The organism is Roseiarcus sp., assembly GCF_049514155.1.
Classification (GTDB): Bacteria; Pseudomonadota; Alphaproteobacteria; order Rhizobiales; family Beijerinckiaceae; genus Roseiarcus.
Map to the genome: position 1 here is coordinate 1 of NZ_JBEKVH010000064.1, position 19,834 is coordinate 19,834.

Genomic DNA, 19,834 nt, shown 5'->3' on the forward strand with positions numbered 1-19,834 from the left:
CCGAGAAAGAACACGTTGTCGGTGAAGAGATCGGCGTGGATGACGCCGCCCGGCAGGCCGCTCGGCCAGATCGCCTGCAGCTTCGTGAGTTCGGCGGTCATCTCGCGCTCGAGGCCGGGCGCGACCTCGTCGGCGCGCGGGGCGGCCGCAGCGACCAGCGGCGGCCAGCCCTCGATGCCGAGCGCGTTGGGCCGTCGGAACTCGGTGAAGTCGGCCCCCGCCTCATGCATCCGCGCCAGCGCTTCGCCGACCTGGCCGCAATGGATCGCCCGCGGCCGGCGCAGCCAGACGCCGTCGAGAAAGGTGACGATCGCCGCGGCGCGACCGCACAGGCGGCCGAGCGCCGCGCCGTTCTTCGCCCGGACCGGCTGCGGGCAGGTGACGCCGCGCTCAGCGAGATGCTCCATCAGGCCGATGAAGAACGGCAGGTCGCTCTCCTTCACCCGCTTCTCGTAAAGGGTGAGAATGAACTCGCCGGCGTCGGCGTGCAGCAGGTAGTTGGAGTTCTCGACCCCTTCGGCGATGCCCTTGAAGGAGCGGACGCGGCCGAGGTCGTAGCCAGTTAGAAAAGTCACCAGCGCGTCGTCGGGAACTTCGGTGTAAACGGCCATGATGCGTCCGCAGTGATCCTAATGGCGCGAGCCTCGTCCCTTCTCCCCGCGGGCGGGGAGAAGGGCGCGGCGACGTTCGGTCGTAATGGGGCGGGCAAGTGTACGCAAGCGGACTGTGGGTCGCATTCACGCTGACCGCCTCGGCCGCCCAGACGGCGCGCAACGTCATGCAGCGCGAACTGACCGGGGCGCTGGGCGCGCTCGGCGCGGCGCAGGTGCGCTTTCTGTTCGGCCTGCCGTTCGCGGTTGTGTTCTTCGTCGGCCTGCGGTTCGCGACCGGGGTCGCCGCGCCGGCGATCGCACCGGCGGCGGCGGCCTTCATCGTCATCGGCGCGCTGGCGCAGATCGGCGGCACGGCGCTGATGCTGGCGGCGATGCGCGAGCGCAGTTTCGTCGTCGTCATCGCCTTCACCAAGACCGAAGCGGCGCAGGTCGCGCTCTACGCGCTGCTGTTCCTCGGCGAAACGCCGACGTTCAAGCTCGTCGGCGCGATCGCGCTCGCCACCGTCGGCGTGTTCCTGATGGCGGGGAGCGGCGCCGAAGCCGCGCGCGCCGGCTGGCGGCCGATCGCGATGGGTCTCGTTTCGGCGACTTTCTTCGCCTTCGCCGCGGTCGGCTTCCGCGGCGCGGTGACGCGGATGGAGACGCCGTCGACCGCGATGGCGGCGACGACCGTGCTGGTCGCCGGCCTCGCCATCCAGACCGCGGTCCTGCTCGTCTGGCTCGCCCTGTTCGACCGCGCCGGGCTGAAGGCGATCCTGGCGCTGTGGCGCGCGTCGATCGTCGCCGGCTTCATGGGCGCGCTGGCGTCGCAATTGTGGTTCGTCGCCCTCGCGCTCACCGACGCGGCGCGGGTGCGCACGCTGGCGCTGGTCGAGGTGCTGTTCGCCCAGGTTGCGTCGCTGAAGCTGTTCCGCGAGCGCCCGAGCAGGCGCGAATGGCTCGGCATGGCGCTGATCGTCGCCGCGGCGGCGATGCTGATCGGCGGGTGAGCGAGGCGGAATGTTGCGCCCTGTTCGACAAAACCTCTCACAGCCGCCAGCACGCCTGAAATCTCCTTTCGACCGAGCCGTCCCGCCCTGCGCAAGATTCGCGAGGGTTCGACAGTGGCGACCTTGGTCGGCCGAACGACGCACGGCGAGGGCAGGCCCGCGCGCGCCAGATCAGCAATCGGCGCATCATGCGGCGACGTGGTCTGCCGCGCGCTGGTGATCATGACCAACCAGACAAACCCCTGCGCGGCGAGCAACGCGTTGGATACGACAACCGCCGGTCGGCGCTTCTCAGCCAGCCGATCCGAATCGGGAAACGGCACGACGACCACGTCGCCCGGCGCATAAGTCGTCGCCTCAGAGGTCGGCAAAGGCTTGGTCGTCTGCCTCGCTTGACCATTCGGAGAATGCAGTGAACGAACAATCGGCAGCCGCACTCGCCGCCTTCTCGATGCGCACGCCGCCATCATCGACGAGATAGCGAAGGCGATCGCCCGGCAAAATTCTCAGTCGCTCGCATACCGCGCGCGGCAACACGGTCCGGTGTTTGGCGGAGAGTTTGGAATGATAGGTCTTCGACTTGGCCGTGGACATGTGGCCCTCATGGCAGCTCTTAGCTCGGCGTCCCGTCACCCGCTCTGACGATTGGACGCGGAAAGTTTCATTGCTTGCTTGGCTGAGCGGAGCGCGAGAGGCTTTCGAAGTCAAGGACGGCCCCTCGGGCCGCCGCCGAAGGCGGTGCGCTATGCGCATCCTTGAGTTCGAAGGACTCTCGCGCATAATCGCCTTCAAGCGAGCAATGAATGGTTGCCGCCGAGCGCGGCGGGCGCGCACTGCGGTTTCTTAGATGGGCCAACGGGCCGGCTCTCCCGAGGCTCCGCGATGCACAAAGGCGTGGATGGCCGGGTCAAGCCCGGCCATGACGCCGAGAGAGAGCGACGGCGTTCCCCCCTCACGCCTCGCGCAGCGCGCGCGGCAGCGGGAAGAACTTCGATTCTTCGGCGGTGGTCAGCGTCTCGACGGCGATGTCGAAGCGCGCGGCGAAGGCGTCGAGGATTTCCTCGACCAGGATTTCCGGGGCCGAGGCGCCGGCGGTGATGGCGAGCGAGCGCACGCCGGAAAAGCGCGGCCATTCGATCGCCGCCACGCTGGGCGCGAGCACGGCGAGCGCGCAGCCCGCCCGCTCGGCGACCTCGCGCAGGCGCTGCGAATTCGACGAGTTCGCCGAGCCGACGACGATCACCGCCTCGACCTCGGCCGCCGCGCGCTTGACCGCCTCCTGACGATTGGTGGTGGCGTAACAGATGTCCTCGAGCGGCGGCGCGTGGATGGCGGGGAAGCGGCGCTTCAGCGCGGCGACGATCTCGCGCGTGTCGTCGACCGACAGCGTCGTTTGGGTGACGAAGGCGAGCGGCGCGTCGGCGGGAAAAACGAGCGCTTCGACTTCGTCGACCGAGCCGATCAGCGTCGTCGCGCCGTCGGGCAACTGGCCCAACGTGCCGACCACTTCCGGGTGGCCGCGATGGCCGATCAGCAGCACGTGACGGCCGCGCTTGTGATGGGCCTGCGCCTCGCGGTGGACCTTGGTCACCAGCGGGCAGGTCGCGTCGATGGTGAGCAGGTTGCGCGCCTCCGCCTCTTCCGGCACCGCCTTGGCGACGCCATGGGCGGAGAAGATCACCGGACGGTCGCCGGCCGGCGCCTCGGCGAGCTCGTCGATGAAGACGACGCCCTTGGCCTTGAGCGAGTCGACGACGTGCTTGTTGTGGACGATCTCATGCCGCACGTACACCGGCGCGCCGTAAAGCTCGAGCGCCTTCTCGACCGCGTCGATCGCGCGCACGACGCCAGCGCAGAAGCCGCGCGGGGCGCAGAGAAGGATACGGAGCGGCGGTTTCGATTTCATTGCGTTCGTCAGCCTTGCCGAAGCGCCCGTGTCTTGGGAAGCCGAGCCGGCGAAGTCAAGCTGGTCCGCTCCTTGCGCCGGCGATCAGCCCTCGGCGCCGCTTGGAATTGGACTAGCGCAATGCGCGCCGAAAGATTAAAAGCCGCGTCCCCCTTCGCCGCAGGACCGTCATGACCGCCGCCTCCGCCGCCCGCGACGACGCGCCCGTGTTCACCCGCGGCTCGACCATGCGCCACGTCGCGGTGATGACCGCGACCGGCTCGATCGGCCTGGTGGCGGTGTTCGCCGTCGACTTCCTGTCGCTGTTCTGGGTCGCGCGGCTCGGCTCGCAGGACTTGAAGGCGGCCGTCGGCTACGCCAGCCAATTGCAGTTCGTCGCGCTGTCGGTCGCGATCGGCCTCACCATCGCCATTTCGGCGACCGTGTCGCGCGCGCTGGGCGCCGGGGACCGGCAGCGGGCGCGCCGCCTCGCCGCTTCCGGTCTGGCGATCACCGGCGTCGTAGCGACCCTGCTGTCGATCGTCATGTTGCTGCTGCGCGACCCCGCGCTCGATCTGTTGCTGCACGCGCACGGGGAGCCGGCGGCGGTCGCCAGCCGCTTTCTCGCCATCGCCGTGCCGGCCAATATCGCGTTCTCGATCGCCATGGCGCTGTCGGGCGTGCTGCGCGCGGTCGGCGACGCGCGGCGCGCGATGTACGTGACGCTGGCTGGCGCCGTCGCCACCGTCTTCACCGATCCGCTGCTGATCTTCGGCTTCGGTCTCGGCGTCTACGGCGCGGCGTGGGCGATCGTGCTGTCGCGTCTGGTCATGCTCGGCTTCGGCCTCTACGGCGCAATCCGCGTCCACGATCTCGTCAGTCGGACGCGCGTGGAGGCGATTCGTCGCGATCTTGCCCCGATCATGGGGATCGGCGCGCCGGCGATCCTCGCCAATCTCGCCATGCCGGTCGCCGCGCTCTACGTCACCCGCGTCTGGTCGGACTTCGGCGTCGCGGCGGTCGCCGGCGGCGCGGTGGTCGATCGCGTCATCCCGCTCGCTTTCGGCGTCGTGTTCGCGCTGACCGGCTCGGTAGGGCCGATCCTCGGCCAGAACTACGGCGCGCGGCTGATGGACCGGGTGCGCCGCACAATGTCTGACGCCTTGACGCTGTCGGTCGGCTACGCGCTCCTCGCTTGGGCTATGCTCGCCTTCGCCGGCCCGGCGATCGCCGCCATGTTCGACGTCGACGGCGAAGGGGCGACGTTTATCGTCTTCTTCTGCCGCTACGGCGTCGCCGCCTGGGTGTTCATCACCTGCCTGTTCGTCGCCAACACCGTCTTCAACAACCTCGGCTACCCGCTGCTGGCGATGCTGTTCAACTGGGGCCGCGCGACGCTCGGCACGATCCCCTTCGTCGTCATCGGCGCGCGCTGGGGCGGCGTCGAAGGCGCGATCGTCGGCATCGGCGTCGGCGCGGCGGCGTTCGGAATCGTCGCCACCGCGCTCGCCTTCGGCATCGTCGCGCGTCTCGCAAACGCAATCAAATCCAAGTAGGGTTTTATGCAAAATTTCGTCGCGATCTAAGGAGGAGGACGCGCCATGAATCTCAACGACATCATCCAGGCTGCGCAGGGCGGACAGGGCGTCGCCAATCTCGGCGCCCAGTTCGGCCTGACGCCGGAGCAGACGCAGTCGGCGGTGCAGGCGCTGATGCCGGCGTTTTCGACCGCGCTGCAGCGCGTCACCGCCGACCCGTCCGGCCTCGCTGGAATCGTCTCGCATCTGGCGAGCGGCGTCCACCAGGGTTCGTTCACCGGCGCCGACCCGGCCGCCGCGGCGACGAACGGCGGCGCCGCGCTGAGCCAGATCTTCGGCTCGTCGCAGATCGCTTCGCAAATCGCCGCCCACGCATCGAGCGCGAGCGGCGTCGACGCGCAGACGATCCAACAGATGATGCCGGCTCTCGCCTCGATGCTGCTCGGCGGTCTCGCCCATACGCTGACCGCGCAAGGGTTCGGCGGCGTGCTCGGGCAATTGACCAGCGCCGTCGAGTCGACGGCGGGCCAAGGCGCGGCGGGTCAGGGCGGCGGGCTCGGCGGACTGGTCGCCTCGCTGGTCGGCAATCTGTTCGGCGGCGGCGGCCAATCGGGACCGGCCGGGTCGGGCCTCGCCCAGGCGGGCCTGAGCGCGCTGACCGGCATGCTCGAGTCCGGCGTGCAGACGTCGGCGGCGCGCCAGCAGGGGATCAACGGCATCCTCCAGTCGCTGACCGGCGGCGGGCGGAGCTGAGGCTCGATCGAAACGCGCCGGCGGCGGCATTTGGCCGCTGGCGCGCCGTTTATTGAATTGTGCGGCCGGGGCGCCTATTTACGGGTCGCGCGCTGGCCTTTTGGCCATTTTCATCCGGAATCCTGCATGGCCCGCGACGTCGTCGACGCTGAGATCATCGAATCCCGCGACGATCTGGTGGCGTGGCTGGCGGCGGGCGGCAAGCCCGCCGAAGCGTCCCGCATCGGCGTCGAGCACGAGAAGTTCCCGTTCTACACGGCCAATCTGGGGCCCGTCCCCTACGGGGGCGACCGCGGCGTCAGGGCCTTGCTCGAAGGCGCCAAGGCGCGCCTCGGCTGGGCGCCGATCGAGGACGAGGGCGCGCTGATCGGCCTCTACGATCCGGTGGGCGGCGGCGCGATCTCGCTCGAGCCGGGCGGCCAGTTCGAGCTTTCCGGCGCGCCGCAGCCGACCGTCCACGCCATCGCCGCCGAACTCGACGCGCATCTGAATTGCATGCATGCGGTCGGCGAGTCGCTCGGGATCGGTTTCTTTGCGCTCGGCTTAAGTCCGAAATGGACGCTCGCCGAAACGCCGGTCATGCCCAAGAGCCGCTACCGCATCATGGCGCGTTACATGCCCAAGGTGGGAACGCGCGGCCTCGACATGATGTTCCGCACCTCGACGGCGCAGGCCAATCTCGATTTCGCCGACGAAGCCGACATGGTCGTCAAGCTCAGGGTCGGCTTGGCGCTGCAGCCGACGATCACCGCGCTGTTCGCCAACTCGCCGTTCACCGACGGCGCGCTCAACGGCTTTCTTTCCGCCCGCTCGGAAATCTGGCGCCACACCGACGCGGCGCGCACCGGCATGCTTGCTTTCGCCTTCGCGCCGGGCATGGGGTTCGAGCGCTACGTCGACTACGCGCTCGACGTGCCGCTCTATTTCGTCAAGCGCGGCGAGGTCTATCACGACGTCGCCGGCGCGAGCTTCCGCGACCTGCTCGAGGGCCGGCTCGCTGCGCTGCCGGGCGAGCGCGCCACCGTCTCCGATTGGGCCAACCACCTGTCGACGATCTTTCCCGAGGTGCGGCTGAAGCGCTACCTCGAAATGCGCGGCGCCGACGTCGGCTCGCCCGAACGTATCCTCGCGCTCGCCGCCTTGTGCTTCGGTCTGTTCTACGACAAAGACGCGCTCGCCGCGGCGGCCGCGCTCGGGCGCGGCTGGACCGCCGGCGATCTGCAGCGCCTGCGCGACGACGTCCCGCGCCTCGGCCTCAAGGCGCGGATCGGCGGGCGACCGCTGGTCGAGATCGCGCGCGAAGCGGTCGCGATCGCCCGCGGCGGGCTCGCGCGCCGCGCGCGGCGCGACGCCGCCGGACGCGACGAGACCCTCTATCTCGCGCCGCTGGAGCGCATCGCCGCCGAAGGGCGCACCCCGGCGGAGGTCTGGATCGACCGCTTCAACGGCCCCTGGCGGGGCTCGGTCGAGCCGGTCTTCCGCGAAGCGGCGATCTGAATTCGCGACAAAATTGCCACAACCGTCGACATTTGTGGATCTGCGGCGCTTCGACGACGGCAATTCATGTCCGGTTCATCCGGCCTTCGCCAAACCGTCGCCGCCGCTCCAAATGCGGAGCCTTTCGAATCAAGGACTTAACGAATGCTTAAGAAACTGCTGATCGCCGCGGCGATGGTTGTCGGACTCGCTGCGGTCCCGGCGTTGGCCGCCGCGCCCGCCACCGCGCCGATCCACCATCACCACCACCACCATATGATGCACCACCCGATCCACCACCACCGCCATCACCATCATCACCATCACCACCACATGGCGAAGCCCCCGGTCCACCACCATCATCACCATCATCACCACGTGAAGCCGAAGGCCTGAGCCTCGCTGCGGCCGAAACGGCTGCTTTGACCGCGACAAGCTTCCGGGCCGGCGATCGGTCGCCCGGAAGCTTTTGTTTTTGGGGTTGACGGCGCGCGGCGCCGCAGACCGTCAGGCGCCGAGGCCGGCGCGCGGGTCGTAGGGCTTCTCGTCGCGCCAACGCCGCATCAGCGCCGCCAGGTCGGCGTCCTCTTGCGCCGGCATGGCGATGCGCAGCGTCGCCAGCAAGTCGCCGGCGGGCGCGTCGCCAGACGCCGGCAAGCCCTTGCCGCGCAGCCGCAGCACCCGTCCGCTGCTGGTCCCCGGCGGGATCGCGATCTCCACCTCGCCCGACAGCGTCGGCGTCCTGACCTTGGCGCCCAGCACCGCCTCGTAGAGGGTGATCGGCAGATCCAACTTGAGGTCGCGCCCTTCGACCTTGAACAGCGGGTGGGGCGCGTAATGGATGGTGACGATCGCGTCGCCGGCCGCAGCGTTGCGCGCGCCCGGCCGCCCCTGCCCGCGCAGACGGATCTGCTTGCCGTCCTCGACGCCGGCGGGAATGGCGACGTCGAGCGTCTTGCCGGTCGGCAAGGCGACGCGCGCCGAACCGCCGCCCGCTGCAACCGCCAACGGCACGTTCACCGAAACGGCGACGTCCTCGCCGCGGTTCGGCGCGCGGCCGCGCCCGCCCATGCGGCCGCCGAACAGCTCGGACAGGATGTCGGCCTCGAAGCCGGCGCGGGCGGCCGGGTCGCCGCCGACGTCGAAGTTGAAGCCGTGGAACTCCCCGCCCGCGCCCGCGCCCGGCCGCCGGCCGAAACCGAAGCCCTCGAACTGCGGCGCGCGCGGCTTGCCTTCGGCGTCGATCTCGCCGCGGTCAAAGGCGGCGCGCTTCTTCTCGTCGCCGAGGATCTCGTAGGCCGAACCGATCTCGGCGAATCGCTCCTTGGCCCGCGACTCCTTGCTCTGGTCGGGATGGAACTTCTTGGCCAGCTTACGGAAGGCCGATTTCACCTCGGCGGCGCTGGCCGACTTCGCCAGCCCCAGCACTTCATAGGGGTCGCGCATGATGAGCCCAGGTCTGCGCGTCCGCCCCGAAGGCGCAGACGCCTTTGTCTCGTCAACTATTTGGGCTTGGCGGCGACCGCCCGCAAGTGTCGCTCAGAGGCCCGACCAGGGAGAAACGTCATAGATCGCCGCTTCCTCGCCCTCGCGCGGACAGCCGACGCCCTGCAGGGTCTTCACCGGCGCGCCGTCCTTGCCGACCACCCGCGCCACAAAGGCGCGGCAGGGACGCCCGTCGCGTTCGAACGAGCCGGCGACAGCGAGGAACTCGCCATGCATCCCCGTCTCGGGGTTGGACCAGGCGCCGGGCGGATCGCCGTCCTTGGCGCGAAGGGTTGAACTCAAGACCGGCTCGGCAAGACGCCAGTCGCGCGAATCGTAGGCCGACGACAGCGCCGCCGGCGCCGCCTTCGGCTTGATCGCGCCGGTCGGCTGATCATCGATGAATCCCGGCAGGGGAATCGACACCGAGCAGCCGGCGAGCGCCAGCGCCGCCGCGACGAAAGCGAAGGCCGTCGAGCGCGCGACGAAGCGGCGCGGCCGCCAAAACGCATCGCGTTCGCCCAGCAGAAGGTCTATCATCGCTCCCCGCGAGTTTTATCCGTATTTGGAGCATCTTCACCTTGAATGCGTTAAGTTCGAGTGACTTCACCCAGGCCGACGACCCCTTCGCGCTGTTCCGCCAGTGGTTTGCCGAAGCGGCGGAAAAAGAAATCAACGATCCCGAGGCGATCACGCTGGCGACGGTCGACGCCTCCGGCATGCCGGACGCGCGCGCGATGCTGTGCAAGCAGGTCGACGAAAGCGGTTTTGTCTTCTACACCAACGGCCAAAGCGCCAAGGGCGGGGAGATCGCCGCCAACCCGAAAGCGGCGATCCTGTACCATTGGAAGTCGCTGCGCCGCCAAGTGCGGGCCCGCGGCCCGCTGACCAAGATTTCGGGCGCCGAATCGGACGCCTATTTCGTCACCCGGCCTCGCGTCAGCCGCATCGGCGCCTGGGCGAGCCAGCAGTCGCGGCCGCTGGAATCGCGCGCCAAGCTCGAACAGGCGGTCGCCGACCTCACGGTGAAGTTCGGCGACGGCGACATTCCGCGGCCGCCCCATTGGGGCGGGTTCCGACTGACGCCGATCCAGATCGAGTTCTGGCACGACGGACAGTACCGCCTGCACGACCGCGTCGTCTTCACCCGCGCGCGCGCGGGCGACCCGTGGCGGCGCGAGCGTCTCTATCCGTAAGCCCGTCCCTGCGGCGCGGCCGTTCCACCTTAACCGGCGGCGATGACCGTCAACCGTCAGATCAGGGCGAAGCGGCGTGGATGACCGTCTCTACCCAACCCGGCCGATCCTCGCCGCCTCGACCGCGGTGTTCCGCGACGGCCGGGTGCTGATCGCGCGGCGGGCGCGCGCGCCGATGGCGGGCGTCTACTCGTTGCCCGGCGGCGTTGTCGAGATCGGCGAGACGCTGCGCGAAGCGGCGGCGCGCGAACTCGCCGAAGAAGTCGGCGTCGTGGCCGACATTCTCGCCTTCATCGACCACGTCGAGCCGATCGTGCGCGAAGGCGACGGCGTGCGCGCGCATTTCGTCATCGCCGCCTTCGTCGGCCGCTGGCGGCGCGGCGAACCGCATCTCAGCGCCGAGGCCGACGCGGTCGCCTGGATCGATCCGAAAGCGATCGGCGATTATCGCACCACGCCGGAGCTGCCGTGGATCATCGCCAAGGCGGCGGCGATCGAGAGAAGTCTGCCGTGAAGCGCCTCGTCGCCTCGGGCCTCGCTGCTTTCGCCGCGCTCGCCGTCGCGGTCGCGCCGCTCGCCGCGCTGGCGCAGGCGGGACGCGCCGGCAGGCCGGCGGCTCCGGCCGCCGAGCCGACCCCCGCTCCGACGCCGACGCCGACCAGCGCGCCGGCGGCGACGGCGCGCCCCCCCGACCCAGCCGTTAACGCCGCCCAGCCGACGCCCGCCGCCTCGCCGACGCCGGCGCAACCCGAAGCGCCGCCGCCCTATGAACCGCAGCTCCTGCGCCTCGCCGAGTTGACCGGCGCGCTCGCCTACCTGCGCGATCTATGCGGCGACGGCGACGGCGCGGCGTTCCGCGCCAAGTTCGCCGATCTCGTCGACACGGAGGGCACGACCGACGCGCGCAAGGAATCGCTCGCCGGCGCTTTCAACCGGGGCTTTCGCGACTATGAGCTGACCTATCGCGCCTGCACGCCGACTGCGCGCGAAATCGTCGCTCGCTTCCTCGACGAGGCGAGCCACATCGCCAAGGACGTCGCCAACCGCTATTCGGACTGAGGCGTCCCTCACCCCGCCTTGCGGCCGAACCAGCGGCGCACGCGCGCCGCGTAGGCGTCGTATTCTCCGGGATGGAGGTTGCGCAGCATCGCTTCTTCGGTCGGCATGACGACGCGGTCGTTGACGAGGAAGAACAAAGCCGGCAGGCCGATCGCCGCGAGCGCGAGCGTCCAGCGCCATGGCCCGAGCGCGAGCAGATAGAGCGCGAGCGCCGCCCACAGCAGAAACTGCAGCATCGCCAGCGCATAGGTCGGATTGCGCGACCAGGCGTAGGGGCCGTCGGTGACCAGCGCCGACGACTTCACATAGGTGCGCGCGTCGCCGCCGTGTCGGTCGAGATGGGCGACGACCAGCACCTTGGCGGCGTAGCTCACGAGAATGAGCACGCCGATAAGGAAGGTCGGCGCCATGATCAGGCCGCGGTCGAAGTCCACCGCCCAGCACGGCAGAACCACGGCGACGAAGACCAGCGACTCGACGAGGTCGATGACGAAGGTGGCGGCGAACTTGAACCGCTTCGGCGGCGCGGATGCATCAGCGGCGTCGGGTTCGTCGAACAGGGCGCTCTTCAACTCGACGCTCATCCTCGCCCTTCCTCGGCCGACCGCAGGCGGCCGAACCTCGGCGCGCGCGCCGAGCATGCGGCGGGATGGGTAAATTTTCCGCAGTCGCGCGCGCTCGCCCGCAGTCGGTCGACGCGCGCGTCGTTGACGATTCGTTAACGCGCTCGCGGCATTGCCGACCGCCGATCCATCGCCTAGCGTGAGCGGACCCGTTTCGCCGGAGACATGCGCGCCCATGAAGACGTCAAAAGCCGCGCCGCCGCCCGAGCTCGATCACGAGGCGTTCCTGCGCCGGTCGTTCGACATCGCTAAGCGCGCGCGCGAAGGCGGCGACCATCCGTTCGGGTCGCTGCTGGTCGGGCCCGACGGCGCGGTGCTGCGCGAGCAAGGCAACGGATTTTCCGCCGAGGGCGGCGACATGACCGCCCATGCCGAGCGGCTGCTCGCGACCTGGGCGTCGAAAACCTACGGCGCCGACTTCCTCGCCGGCTGCACGCTCTACAGTTCGGCCGAGCCCTGCGCGATGTGTTCGGGCGCGATCTACTGGGCGGGGATCGGCCGCCTCGTCTACGGCCAGAGCGAGAAGGACCTCAAGGCGGCGACCGGCGCGCACGCAGAGAACCCGACGCTCGACCTGCCCTGCCGCGTCGTCTTCGCCGCCGGTCAGCGGAAAGTCGAGATCGTCGGCCCGCTGCTCGAAGAAGAATCGGCGGCGTTGCAGCGCGATTTCTGGAACGAGCGAGCGAAAATGTAGGCGCGGCCGTCAGCCGCGCTTCGCGTCCCTTCTCCCCGCCTGCGGGGAGAAGGTTAGGATGAGGGGCCGGGAGGCTAGCCGCAATGCAGCGGCTAATCGCCAAGCCCCTCGCCCTCTCCCCGCACGCGGGGAGAGGGAATTGTCGCTGTCGTCAGCCCAGCTTGCCTTCGATGCCTTGGACCAGCCATTGCAGACCGGCGAGCGTGCCGTCGTCCATCACCTGACCGGCGGGCAGCTTGGCCGCGCCGCTTTGATCGACCAGCGGGCCGACGAAGATCTTGTTCTTGCCCGACGTGATGTCGTCGACCGTCTGCTGCGCCAGCGCCTTGACGTCGTCGGGCATGTTGGCGAACGGCGACATCTTCAACATGCCGGCGGCGAAGCCGCCCCAGACGTCTTCGCTCTTCCATGTGCCGTCGATCACCGCCTGGATGCGCTTGATGTAGTATGGGCCCCAGACGTTGACGTTGGCCGTCAGCTCGGTCTTCGGCGCGAACTTGGCCATGTCGGTTGCTTCGCCGAAGGCGAGAACGCCGCGGCTCTCCGCCACCTGCAGCGGCGTCGGCGAATCGGTGTGCTGGGTGATGATGTCGCAACCCTGGTCGATCAGCGCCTTGGCGGCGTCGCCCTCCTTGCCCGGGTCGTACCAGGAATTGATCAGGATGAACTTCAACCGCGCCTTGGGGTTGACGCTCTGCATGCCGAGCATGAAGGCGTTCATGCCCTGCACGACTTCCGGCACGGCGATCGAGCCGACATAGCCGGCGACGCCGCTCTTGGACAGCTTGCCGGCGATCACGCCCTGGACGAAGCGGCCTTCGTAAAAGCGGATGTTGTAGGTCGAGACGTTGGCGGCGCGCTTGTAGCCGGTGCAATGCTCGAACATCACCGCCGGATATTTCTTCGCCACCGACAGCGTGTAGTTCATGTAGCCGAACGAGGTGGTGAAGACGATCTTGCAGCCTTTGGCGGCGAGATCGGCGATGACGTGCTCGGAATCCGGCCCTTCGGGAACATTCTCGACGTAGACCGTCTTCACCGCGCCGCCGAAGTGGTCCTCGGCCTCTTTGCGCGCGACGTCGTGCTGGTAGGTCCAGCCGAAGTCGCCGACCGGTCCGAGATAGACGAAGCCGGCCTTGAGCGGTTCCGCGGCGGCGAGCCCGCTCGGCGCGAAGGGGGCCGCAGCGGCGGCGACCAGCCCGCCGCCGAGCAGCTTGTTGAATGACCGACGATCCATGCGTTACTCCTGCTAGTCCATGTTCCGACCCGACGACAGGCGTCGCCTGCCGCCCCCGCCTTGCGGTTCGAACAAGCAAGCCGCAGGCCATGGAATGAGAACATAGCCGAGGCCTCGGCGCCTAATCTATGGGCGCAAAGCAGAAAAAGCAGGCGCCTCGCCGACGCGACTCAGGCGCCGACGGCGAAAGACTTGCCCAGGCACGCCGGCTGGTTGAGGCGGATGCGGCGGCGGTCGCGCGAGATGATCGCCAGCACGACCACGGTGACGACATAGGGCAGCGCCGAAATCAGCGGCGAGGGAATCGGCACCCCGACGCCCTGGACGTAGAGCGACAGGTACATGATCGAGCCGAACAGATAGGCGCCGCCGACCAGCCAGCCCGGCCGCCAGGTCGCGAACACCACCAGCGCCAGCGCGATCCAGCCGCGGCCGGCGGTCATGTTCTCCGCCCACAGCGGGCTGTAGGCGAGCGACATGTAGCCGCCGGCGAGCCCGGCCATCGCCCCGCCGAACAGGGTCGCGCCGAAGCGGATGCGATTGACCGAATAGCCGATCGCGTGCGCGGCGTCGTGCGAATCGCCGACCGCGCGCAGCACCAGGCCGCCGTGGGTGCGATTGAGGAACCAGGCGACCGCGGCGAGAATGGCGAACGAGCCGTAGACGAGCGCGTCCTGGCCGAACAGCGTCGGCCCGAAGAAGGGAAGGTCGGACAGGCCGGGGATCGTCAGCTTCGGCAGCACCGGCCCCTTGATGCCGACGTAGGCCGCGCCGGCCAGCGAGCTGAAGCCGCGGCCGAAGATGGTCAGCGCCAGGCCGGCGGCGGTCTGGTTGCTGAGCAGGATCAGCGTCAGCACGGCGAAGATCGCGGCGAGCGCGGCGCCGCCGAAGGTCGCCGCGACGACGCCGAGCGCGGCGCTGTCCGTATAGTAGCCGGCGATAAAGCCGGTGACCGCGCCGACCAGCATCATCCCTTCGACGCCGAGGTTGAGCACGCCGGACCGCTCGGTGACGAGCTCGCCGGTCGCCGCCAGCAGCAGCGGCGTCGCGGCGGCCATGACGCTGACGACGAAGCTGGTGAGGAAGAAGATCATCAGGCCGCTCCCGCCGTCTCGCTGCGCCGCGCCGGCAGGCGGACGCGGAAATTGATCAGGATGTCGCAGGCCAGCAGCAGGAACAGCAGCACGCCCTGGAAAATGCCGGTGACGGCGTTGGGCAGGCCGAGGTCGATCTGCGCCGCGTCGCCGCCGAGATAGGAGAGCGCCAGCAGCAGGCCGGCGAAAATCGCGCCGATCGGATGCAGGCGGCCGAGGAAGGCGACGATGACCGCGGTGAAGCCGTAGCCGGGCGAGATGTCGGTCGTCAGCTGGCCGATCGGCCCGGTCACCTCGAACATGCCGGCGAGGCCGGCGAGCCCGCCGCTGACCAGCATCGCCACCCAGATCAGCCGCTTTTCGCTGAAGCCGGCGAAGCGCGCGGCGCGCGGCGCCTCGCCGACGACGCGCAGCTGGAAGCCGAGCGTCGAGCGCGACATCAGCGCCCACACCGCGACCGCCGCCAGCGGCGCGACGAGGCAACCGAGATGGACGCCGGAGCCGGCGACCAGGATCGGCGTCGTCGCCGCGTCCGGAAACATCGCCGTCTGCGGGAAGCCGAAGCCCTGCGGGTCCTTCCACGGCCCGGTGACGAGATAGATCAGCAGATATTGCGCGACATAGGTCGCCATCAGGCTGGAGAGGATCTCGTTGACGTTGAGCGAGGTGCGCAGCCACGCCGTCAGCGCCGCCGTCGCCGCGCCGCCGATCACGCCGGCGATGATCACAGCCGGATAGAGGATCGGCGCCGGCAGGCCGGGCAGCGCCAGCGCGATGCCGCCGGCTGAGATCGCGCCGACGGTGAACTGGCCCTCGCAGCCGATGTTCCACACCGAGGCGCGGTAGCAGAGCGCGAGCCCCGCCCCCATCATGATCAGCGGCGCCGCCTTGACCGCGAGCGCAGACAGGCCGCCGGTCTGCACCAGCGGCGCGACGAGGAAGGTGTAGACCGCCGTGACGGGCGGTTTGCCCATCGCCAGGAACATCGCGCCGGAGACGACGATGGTGAGAACGACCGCCAACACTGGCGACGCGTAGGTCCAGAACGGCGACGGGTTGCCGCGCGGAACGAGACGAATGCCCTCACGCATGCGCCGCCTCGCCGCCGCCCGTCGCGCCGCCCATCACCAAGCCAATTTGCTCGATCGTCGCCTCGGCGACCGGGATCGGCGGCGATAGTCGCCCGCCGGCGATCACCGCGACGCGGTCGCAGACGAGGAAGATCTCGTCGAGGTCCTGCGAGACGATCACCACCGCTGCGCCGTTCTCGGCCATTTCGGCGAGCGCGCGATGGATCGCCGCCGCCGCGCCGGCGTCGACGCCCCAGGTCGGCTGGTTGACGATCAACGTCGAGGGCGTCTGCATGATCTCGCGGCCGACCAGGAACTTCTGCAAATTGCCGCCGGATAGCGACCGCGCCTGGGCCTTGGGGCCGGTGGTGCGCACGTCGAAGCCCCTGATCACCTCGCGCGCGAATTCTTGCACCTGGCCGCGCCTGACGAAGCCGAAGCGCGAGAGCGGCCTGCGCGCGACCGCGGTGAGGAAGGCGTTGTCGGAAAGGCTCATCAGCCCGACCGCGCCATGGCCGTTGCGCTCCTCGGGGACGAAGCAGCCGCCGAGCCCGCGCCGCTCGCGCGGACCCATATGGCCGACCGCGACGCCGTCGAGGCGGATCGTCTCCGGCCTGCCGGCGGGGATCTCGCCGGAGAGCGCGTCCATCAGCTCGTTCTGGCCGTTGCCGGCGATGCCGGCGACGCCGAGAATCTCGCCCGGCGCGACGGCGAAGCTCACTTCCTTCAGATCGGCGCCGAACGGATTGGGCGAGGCGATCGTCAACCGGTCGACGACGAGGCGCGGCGGCGCGGCGCGGTCGACGACGCGCCGGCTGCGCGCCTGCGGCTCGAGCTCGGCGGCGATCATCAGCTCGGCGAGCTCCTTGGCCGATTTCTCGCGCGGCGAGCAATGGGCGACGACGCGGCCGAGGCGCATGATCGTCGCGGTGTCGCAGAGCGCGCGGATCTCCTCGAGTTTATGGCTGATGTAGAGGATCGAGCAGCCTTCGGCGGCGAGGCGGCGCAGCGTCATGAACAGCGTCTCGGCCTCCTGCGGCGTCAGCACCGAGGTCGGCTCGTCCATGATCAGCAGCTTCGGCTTCTGCAACAGGCAGCGCACGATCTCGATGCGCTGGCGCTCGCCGACCGAGAGGTCGTGCACGGTGCGGTCGGGATTGAGCGGCAGGCCGTATTCGCGCGAAGTCTCGGTGATGCGCTCGCGCAGGTTGGCGCGTTCGCTCGGCTCGTTGATCCCGAGCGCGACGTTCTGGGCGACGGTGAGCGATTCGAACAGCGAGAAGTGTTGGAACACCATGCCGATGCCGAGGCGGCGGGCGTGCGCCGGGCTCTCGACCGTCACCTTCTCGCCGCGCCAGACGATCTCGCCCGCGTCCGGGCGCGTCACGCCGTAGATGATCTTGACCAGCGTGCTCTTGCCGGCGCCGTTCTCGCCCAGCAGCGCGTGAATCTCGGCGCCGGCGACCGTCAGATCGACGCGGTCGTTGGCGAGGCAGCCCGGATATTGCTTGGTGACGCCATGCAGCGACAGGGTCGGGCCGGTCACGGCCGCCGTTCGATCCAACATTTCGCCGCGCGCCTCTTTCGTTCGTCCTGCGTTCCGTCCGTCTGGCGCGTGCAAGTTCCGGGCCCAGCCACAGCGGCCTCGCGCTCCTCTTTTTGCGCCCGCAAATCCTCGCACGCCCCGGCCGTTCCGCCAAGCGGACAAGCGCGAACGCTCCCGTCCCGACCGAACCTGGGAAGTTTGACGCAACTTAGCCGATCGCCCACGCGTCGGGAAAGGGCGCGAGGGGCGGCCAGAGCCTGGCTATTCGGCCGCCAGCGGCCGCGCGCGCGGCGCGGCGAGCCGATCGTTGACCTGCTCGAGGAAGCCGGCGAGATCGTCGGTGACGAAGTCGACGTAGCCGGCGCCGCGCCCTTCGCCGTCGGCGGCGTCGCGATCGTCGCGCTGGCCGGCGCGCGGCGCGACCAGAACCGTCGTCATGCCGCGCGCCTTCGGCGTCTCCAGGTTCTTGGCGATGTCCTCGAACATCGCCGCGCCGGCGGGATCGACGCCGTAGCGGTCGAAGAACGCCTCATAGGCGCGCGCGGCGGGCTTGGGCGTGAGGCCCGAGGCGACGATGTCGAACGCGTCCTCGAACAGACCGTCGAGACCGAGCTCGGCGACGGTGCGAAGCGCGTGGTCGCGCGAGCCGTTGGTGAAGATCAGCCGGCGACCCGGCAGCCGCCCGATCTCACGCGCCAGCCGCGCGTCGCGGGCGAGCCCGGAACGGTCGACATCGTGGACGAATTCGAGGAAGGGGCCAGGGTCGATCGCCGATTCCTCGACCAGCCCGCGCAAGGTCGTGCCGTGGCGATGGTAGTAGAAGCGCTGCAACGCGCGCGCCGACAGGCCGTCGAGCCCGGTCAACGCGGCGAGATAGAGCGTGACGCGCTGGTTGATCTGCGGCCACAGACCGCAATCGGACGGATAGAGCGTGTTGTCGAGGTCGAACACCCAGGTCGAGACGCGGCCGAACTTGCTCAGCAAGTCCGTCTCGAAGCTCTTGTGCAGGGGGACCAGGGTCATGGCGAAACAGTCGACGAGCCCCGCGACGGGCGCGCCCGACGCGGCTCACTGGACAAAAAAGCGGAGCTTCGAAGAGGTCGACGACGCTCGCCCCGGCGGGGCCGAAAGACGCCGTCGGGAGTCGCTTTAACCATCCCCCGCGGCGGGCCGCAAGCCCCCGCCGCCGATACGACTCTCGTTCCTAGACGAGGAAGATTGCGAAACCATGTCGGCGCGAGCGCGGGCGGCACGCCGCTTGCGGCCAATCGGCGATGGCGGTCCGCGGCCGCCCCGGCTGGAGATTCTGTCCCGGAATGGCGCACGCGCACGCCCAATTCGACCGCCCGGAAGGCGGGCCGGCCAAGGCGCGGACGCGATTGGCCGCGCGTCGGCCGGCGCGGGACCGCGCACGGCGTTTCGCCGGCCGGCTCGCCGCCGCCTTCCCCTATCTCGCCGCCCTGGCCGACGCCTTGGCTATTTTTGCCGCCGCGGCGGCCTCGGCCGCCCTCTATCAGGTCGTCACCCTCGGGCGGATGCCGGAGGTCGAGGCCGCGACGACGGTCGGCCTCGTCGTCGCCGCAATCGTCGTCGTCGTGGCGTCCGAGCGCGGCCAGTACCGGCGCGACGGCTACGCAACGCGCGGCGGCCAGTTCGCCCGCGCCCTGGCGGCGTGGAACTTCGCCTTCCTCTGCGCCTTGGCGCTGCTGTTCGCCACCCGCACCAGCGCGATCTATTCGCGCGGCGCGGTCGGCGTGTTCTACCTAGCCGGCTTTCTCGCCCTGTTCGGCGTACGCCGCCTGCTGGTGGCCCTGGTCGAGCGCGCCGAACTGGCCGGCTGGGTCGCGCCGCGCCGCGTCGTCGTCGTCGGCCTCGAAGACGCTTTGGCGCTCAATGCGCCGCACGTCGACGCACGCGCCGACCGGCTGGAGATCGCCGCGACGATCGTGCTGCGCGACAGCCCCGCCAGCCTCGCCGACGACCTCGCGCTGGCCGCCGCGACCGTACGCATGCTGCGCCCCGACGACGTCTATCTGGTCGTGCCGTGGGCGCGCGCCGAACTGGTCGAAGCCTGCGTCGACGCCTTCCTGCGCACGCCGACCGAAATCCATCTCGGCGGCGAGGCGCTGCTCGACCGGTTCAAGGACGCGCGCGTCGTCGCGATCGGCCCGAGCGCCGGGCTGGCGCTGACCCGGCCGCCGCTGACCCGCCTGCAGCAGGCGGAGAAGCGCGCGTTCGATCTCGTCGTCGCTTCGCTCGGCTTGGTCCTGCTCGCGCCGTTCTTCGTCCTGGTCGCGCTGGCGATCCGGCTCGAGAGTCCGGGGCCGGCGCTGTTCCGCCAGACGCGCTACGGCTTCAACCAGGAGCCGTTCCGCATCTTCAAGTTCCGCACCATGCGCGCGCTCGAGGACGGCGCGACGGTCAAGGCGGCGACGCGCAACGATCCGCGCGTCACCCGCATCGGCGCGTTGCTCAGGCGCACCAGCGCCGACGAGCTGCCGCAGCTTCTCAACGTCGTCGCCGGCGACATGTCGATCGTCGGGCCGCGGCCGCAGGCGATGGCGCACGACCAGCT

Annotated in this window: 21 protein-coding genes and 1 pseudogene; 10 read left to right on the forward strand and 12 right to left on the reverse strand. The window is 69.6% G+C overall.

What is annotated here, in order from left to right; translation table 11 throughout:
* Positions 1-611 (reverse strand): phosphotransferase (locus tag ABSF49_RS11015; RefSeq protein ID WP_424112701.1); only part of this gene is annotated, 611 nt, incomplete at its 3' end.
* Positions 612-709: 98 nt separating this feature from the next.
* On the opposite strand from ABSF49_RS11015, the gene ABSF49_RS11020 reads away from it, so the two are divergent.
* Positions 710-1,603, forward strand: a complete 894-nt coding sequence (locus ABSF49_RS11020) for a DMT family transporter (protein WP_424112702.1) — start codon at positions 710-712, stop codon at positions 1,601-1,603.
* Positions 1,604-1,650: 47 nt separating this feature from the next.
* On the opposite strand, the pseudogene ABSF49_RS11025 reads toward ABSF49_RS11020, so the two are convergent.
* The 3 genes and pseudogenes from ABSF49_RS11025 to ispH form a co-directional block, all read right to left on the reverse strand.
* Positions 1,651-2,073, reverse strand: a pseudogene (locus ABSF49_RS11025) (type II toxin-antitoxin system PemK/MazF family toxin); the annotation flags it as partial.
* Positions 1,961-2,197, reverse strand: coding sequence for an AbrB/MazE/SpoVT family DNA-binding domain-containing protein (locus tag ABSF49_RS11030; protein ID WP_424112703.1), 237 nt, complete (start codon positions 2,195-2,197; stop codon positions 1,961-1,963). The gene ABSF49_RS11030 and the pseudogene ABSF49_RS11025, both read right to left, overlap by 113 nt.
* Before the next feature lie 358 nt (positions 2,198-2,555).
* Positions 2,556-3,509 carry a 4-hydroxy-3-methylbut-2-enyl diphosphate reductase gene (gene ispH, locus ABSF49_RS11035; RefSeq protein WP_424112704.1) on the reverse strand — a complete coding sequence of 318 codons (954 nt, stop codon included), beginning with the start codon at positions 3,507-3,509 and terminating at the stop codon, positions 2,556-2,558.
* 170 nt (positions 3,510-3,679) lie between these two features.
* Here ispH and ABSF49_RS11040 point away from each other — a divergent pair, with 170 nt between their 5' ends.
* The 4 genes from ABSF49_RS11040 to ABSF49_RS11055 all read left to right on the forward strand — a co-directional run bounded on the left by ABSF49_RS11040 (position 3,680) and on the right by ABSF49_RS11055 (position 7,651).
* A complete protein-coding gene (locus ABSF49_RS11040) occupies positions 3,680-5,044 on the forward strand; it encodes an MATE family efflux transporter (protein ID WP_424112705.1) in 1,365 nt (454 codons plus the stop codon).
* A gap of 45 nt (positions 5,045-5,089) precedes the next feature.
* Complete coding sequence (locus ABSF49_RS11045) at positions 5,090-5,779, forward strand: DUF937 domain-containing protein (RefSeq protein WP_424112706.1); 690 nt, start codon at positions 5,090-5,092, stop codon at positions 5,777-5,779.
* 126 nt (positions 5,780-5,905) lie between these two features.
* Complete coding sequence (locus ABSF49_RS11050; protein ID WP_424112707.1) at positions 5,906-7,276, forward strand: glutamate--cysteine ligase; 1,371 nt, start codon at positions 5,906-5,908, stop codon at positions 7,274-7,276.
* Positions 7,277-7,420: 144 nt separating this feature from the next.
* Positions 7,421-7,651 (forward strand): hypothetical protein, encoded by a 231-nt coding sequence (locus ABSF49_RS11055; protein WP_424112708.1) that lies wholly within the window; start codon positions 7,421-7,423, stop codon positions 7,649-7,651.
* 111 nt (positions 7,652-7,762) lie between these two features.
* On the opposite strand, the gene ABSF49_RS11060 is transcribed toward ABSF49_RS11055, so the two are convergent.
* On the reverse strand, positions 7,763-8,701 hold the full coding sequence (locus ABSF49_RS11060; RefSeq protein ID WP_424112709.1) for a DnaJ C-terminal domain-containing protein: 939 nt from the start codon (positions 8,699-8,701) through the stop codon (positions 7,763-7,765).
* 93 nt (positions 8,702-8,794) lie between these two features.
* Positions 8,795-9,280 carry an RT0821/Lpp0805 family surface protein gene (locus ABSF49_RS11065; RefSeq protein WP_424112710.1) on the reverse strand — a complete coding sequence of 162 codons (486 nt, stop codon included), beginning with the start codon at positions 9,278-9,280 and terminating at the stop codon, positions 8,795-8,797.
* 41 nt (positions 9,281-9,321) lie between these two features.
* Between ABSF49_RS11065 and pdxH the strand changes: the two genes are divergently transcribed.
* From pdxH to ABSF49_RS11080, 3 genes are all read left to right on the forward strand, one after another.
* A complete protein-coding gene (gene pdxH / locus ABSF49_RS11070; RefSeq protein ID WP_424112711.1) occupies positions 9,322-9,936 on the forward strand; it encodes a pyridoxamine 5'-phosphate oxidase in 615 nt (204 codons plus the stop codon).
* A 76-nt stretch (positions 9,937-10,012) separates the two neighbouring features.
* Positions 10,013-10,450: an NUDIX domain-containing protein gene (locus ABSF49_RS11075; RefSeq protein ID WP_424112712.1), complete on the forward strand. Its 438-nt coding sequence runs from the start codon at positions 10,013-10,015 to the stop codon at positions 10,448-10,450.
* The gene (locus ABSF49_RS11080) at positions 10,447-10,995 is read left to right on the forward strand and encodes a TIGR02301 family protein (RefSeq protein WP_424112713.1); all 549 of its coding nucleotides are present in this window, start codon (positions 10,447-10,449) and stop codon (positions 10,993-10,995) included. The genes ABSF49_RS11075 and ABSF49_RS11080 overlap by 4 nt, the downstream gene beginning before the upstream one ends.
* A gap of 8 nt (positions 10,996-11,003) precedes the next feature.
* Here the strand turns inward: ABSF49_RS11080 and ABSF49_RS11085 are convergent, their stop codons facing one another.
* Positions 11,004-11,579, reverse strand: coding sequence for a methyltransferase family protein (locus tag ABSF49_RS11085; RefSeq protein ID WP_424112714.1), 576 nt, complete (start codon positions 11,577-11,579; stop codon positions 11,004-11,006).
* Between the two features lie 214 nt (positions 11,580-11,793).
* On the opposite strand from ABSF49_RS11085, the gene ABSF49_RS11090 reads away from it, so the two are divergent.
* A complete protein-coding gene (locus ABSF49_RS11090; protein WP_424112715.1) occupies positions 11,794-12,312 on the forward strand; it encodes a nucleoside deaminase in 519 nt (172 codons plus the stop codon).
* Between the two features lie 151 nt (positions 12,313-12,463).
* On the opposite strand, the gene ABSF49_RS11095 is transcribed toward ABSF49_RS11090, so the two are convergent.
* The 5 genes from ABSF49_RS11095 to ABSF49_RS11115 all read right to left on the reverse strand — a co-directional run bounded on the left by ABSF49_RS11095 (position 12,464) and on the right by ABSF49_RS11115 (position 18,282).
* Entirely contained in the window at positions 12,464-13,549 is a 1,086-nt protein-coding gene (locus ABSF49_RS11095) for a BMP family ABC transporter substrate-binding protein (protein WP_424112716.1), read from the reverse strand.
* A 170-nt stretch (positions 13,550-13,719) separates the two neighbouring features.
* A complete protein-coding gene (locus ABSF49_RS11100; RefSeq protein ID WP_424112717.1) occupies positions 13,720-14,643 on the reverse strand; it encodes an ABC transporter permease in 924 nt (307 codons plus the stop codon).
* The gene (locus ABSF49_RS11105; RefSeq protein WP_424112718.1) at positions 14,643-15,734 is read right to left on the reverse strand and encodes an ABC transporter permease; all 1,092 of its coding nucleotides are present in this window, start codon (positions 15,732-15,734) and stop codon (positions 14,643-14,645) included. Before ABSF49_RS11105 ends, ABSF49_RS11100 begins: the two co-directional genes overlap by 1 nt.
* Positions 15,727-17,259 (reverse strand): ABC transporter ATP-binding protein, encoded by a 1,533-nt coding sequence (locus ABSF49_RS11110; RefSeq protein ID WP_424112719.1) that lies wholly within the window; start codon positions 17,257-17,259, stop codon positions 15,727-15,729. Before ABSF49_RS11110 ends, ABSF49_RS11105 begins: the two co-directional genes overlap by 8 nt.
* Before the next feature lie 261 nt (positions 17,260-17,520).
* Positions 17,521-18,282 (reverse strand): pyrimidine 5'-nucleotidase, encoded by a 762-nt coding sequence (locus ABSF49_RS11115; RefSeq protein ID WP_424112720.1) that lies wholly within the window; start codon positions 18,280-18,282, stop codon positions 17,521-17,523.
* 293 nt (positions 18,283-18,575) lie between these two features.
* Here ABSF49_RS11115 and ABSF49_RS11120 point away from each other — a divergent pair.
* On the forward strand, positions 18,576-19,834 hold a 1,259-nt coding region (locus ABSF49_RS11120; protein ID WP_424112721.1), incomplete at its 3' end, for a sugar transferase.

Excerpts from the sequence above, each read along its gene's own strand:
- ABSF49_RS11095 (WP_424112716.1), bottom strand. The coding sequence starts at position 13,549 with ATGGATCGTCGGTCATTCAACAAGCTGCTCGGCGGCGGGCTGGTCGCC.
- ABSF49_RS11030 (WP_424112703.1), bottom strand. The coding sequence starts at position 2,197 with ATGTCCACGGCCAAGTCGAAGACCTATCATTCCAAACTCTCCGCCAAA.
- ABSF49_RS11115 (WP_424112720.1), bottom strand. The coding sequence starts at position 18,282 with ATGACCCTGGTCCCCCTGCACAAGAGCTTCGAGACGGACTTGCTGAGC.
- ABSF49_RS11085 (WP_424112714.1), bottom strand. The coding sequence starts at position 11,579 with ATGAGCGTCGAGTTGAAGAGCGCCCTGTTCGACGAACCCGACGCCGCT.
- ABSF49_RS11060 (WP_424112709.1), bottom strand. The coding sequence starts at position 8,701 with ATGCGCGACCCCTATGAAGTGCTGGGGCTGGCGAAGTCGGCCAGCGCC.
- ABSF49_RS11100 (WP_424112717.1), bottom strand. The coding sequence starts at position 14,643 with ATGATCTTCTTCCTCACCAGCTTCGTCGTCAGCGTCATGGCCGCCGCG.
- ABSF49_RS11040 (WP_424112705.1), top strand. The coding sequence starts at position 3,680 with ATGACCGCCGCCTCCGCCGCCCGCGACGACGCGCCCGTGTTCACCCGC.
- ABSF49_RS11050 (WP_424112707.1), top strand. The coding sequence starts at position 5,906 with ATGGCCCGCGACGTCGTCGACGCTGAGATCATCGAATCCCGCGACGAT.
- ABSF49_RS11045 (WP_424112706.1), top strand. The coding sequence starts at position 5,090 with ATGAATCTCAACGACATCATCCAGGCTGCGCAGGGCGGACAGGGCGTC.
- ABSF49_RS11105 (WP_424112718.1), bottom strand. The coding sequence starts at position 15,734 with ATGCGTGAGGGCATTCGTCTCGTTCCGCGCGGCAACCCGTCGCCGTTC.
- ispH (WP_424112704.1), bottom strand. The coding sequence starts at position 3,509 with ATGAAATCGAAACCGCCGCTCCGTATCCTTCTCTGCGCCCCGCGCGGC.
- ABSF49_RS11055 (WP_424112708.1), top strand. The coding sequence starts at position 7,421 with ATGCTTAAGAAACTGCTGATCGCCGCGGCGATGGTTGTCGGACTCGCT.
- ABSF49_RS11090 (WP_424112715.1), top strand. The coding sequence starts at position 11,794 with ATGAAGACGTCAAAAGCCGCGCCGCCGCCCGAGCTCGATCACGAGGCG.
- ABSF49_RS11065 (WP_424112710.1), bottom strand. The coding sequence starts at position 9,280 with ATGATAGACCTTCTGCTGGGCGAACGCGATGCGTTTTGGCGGCCGCGC.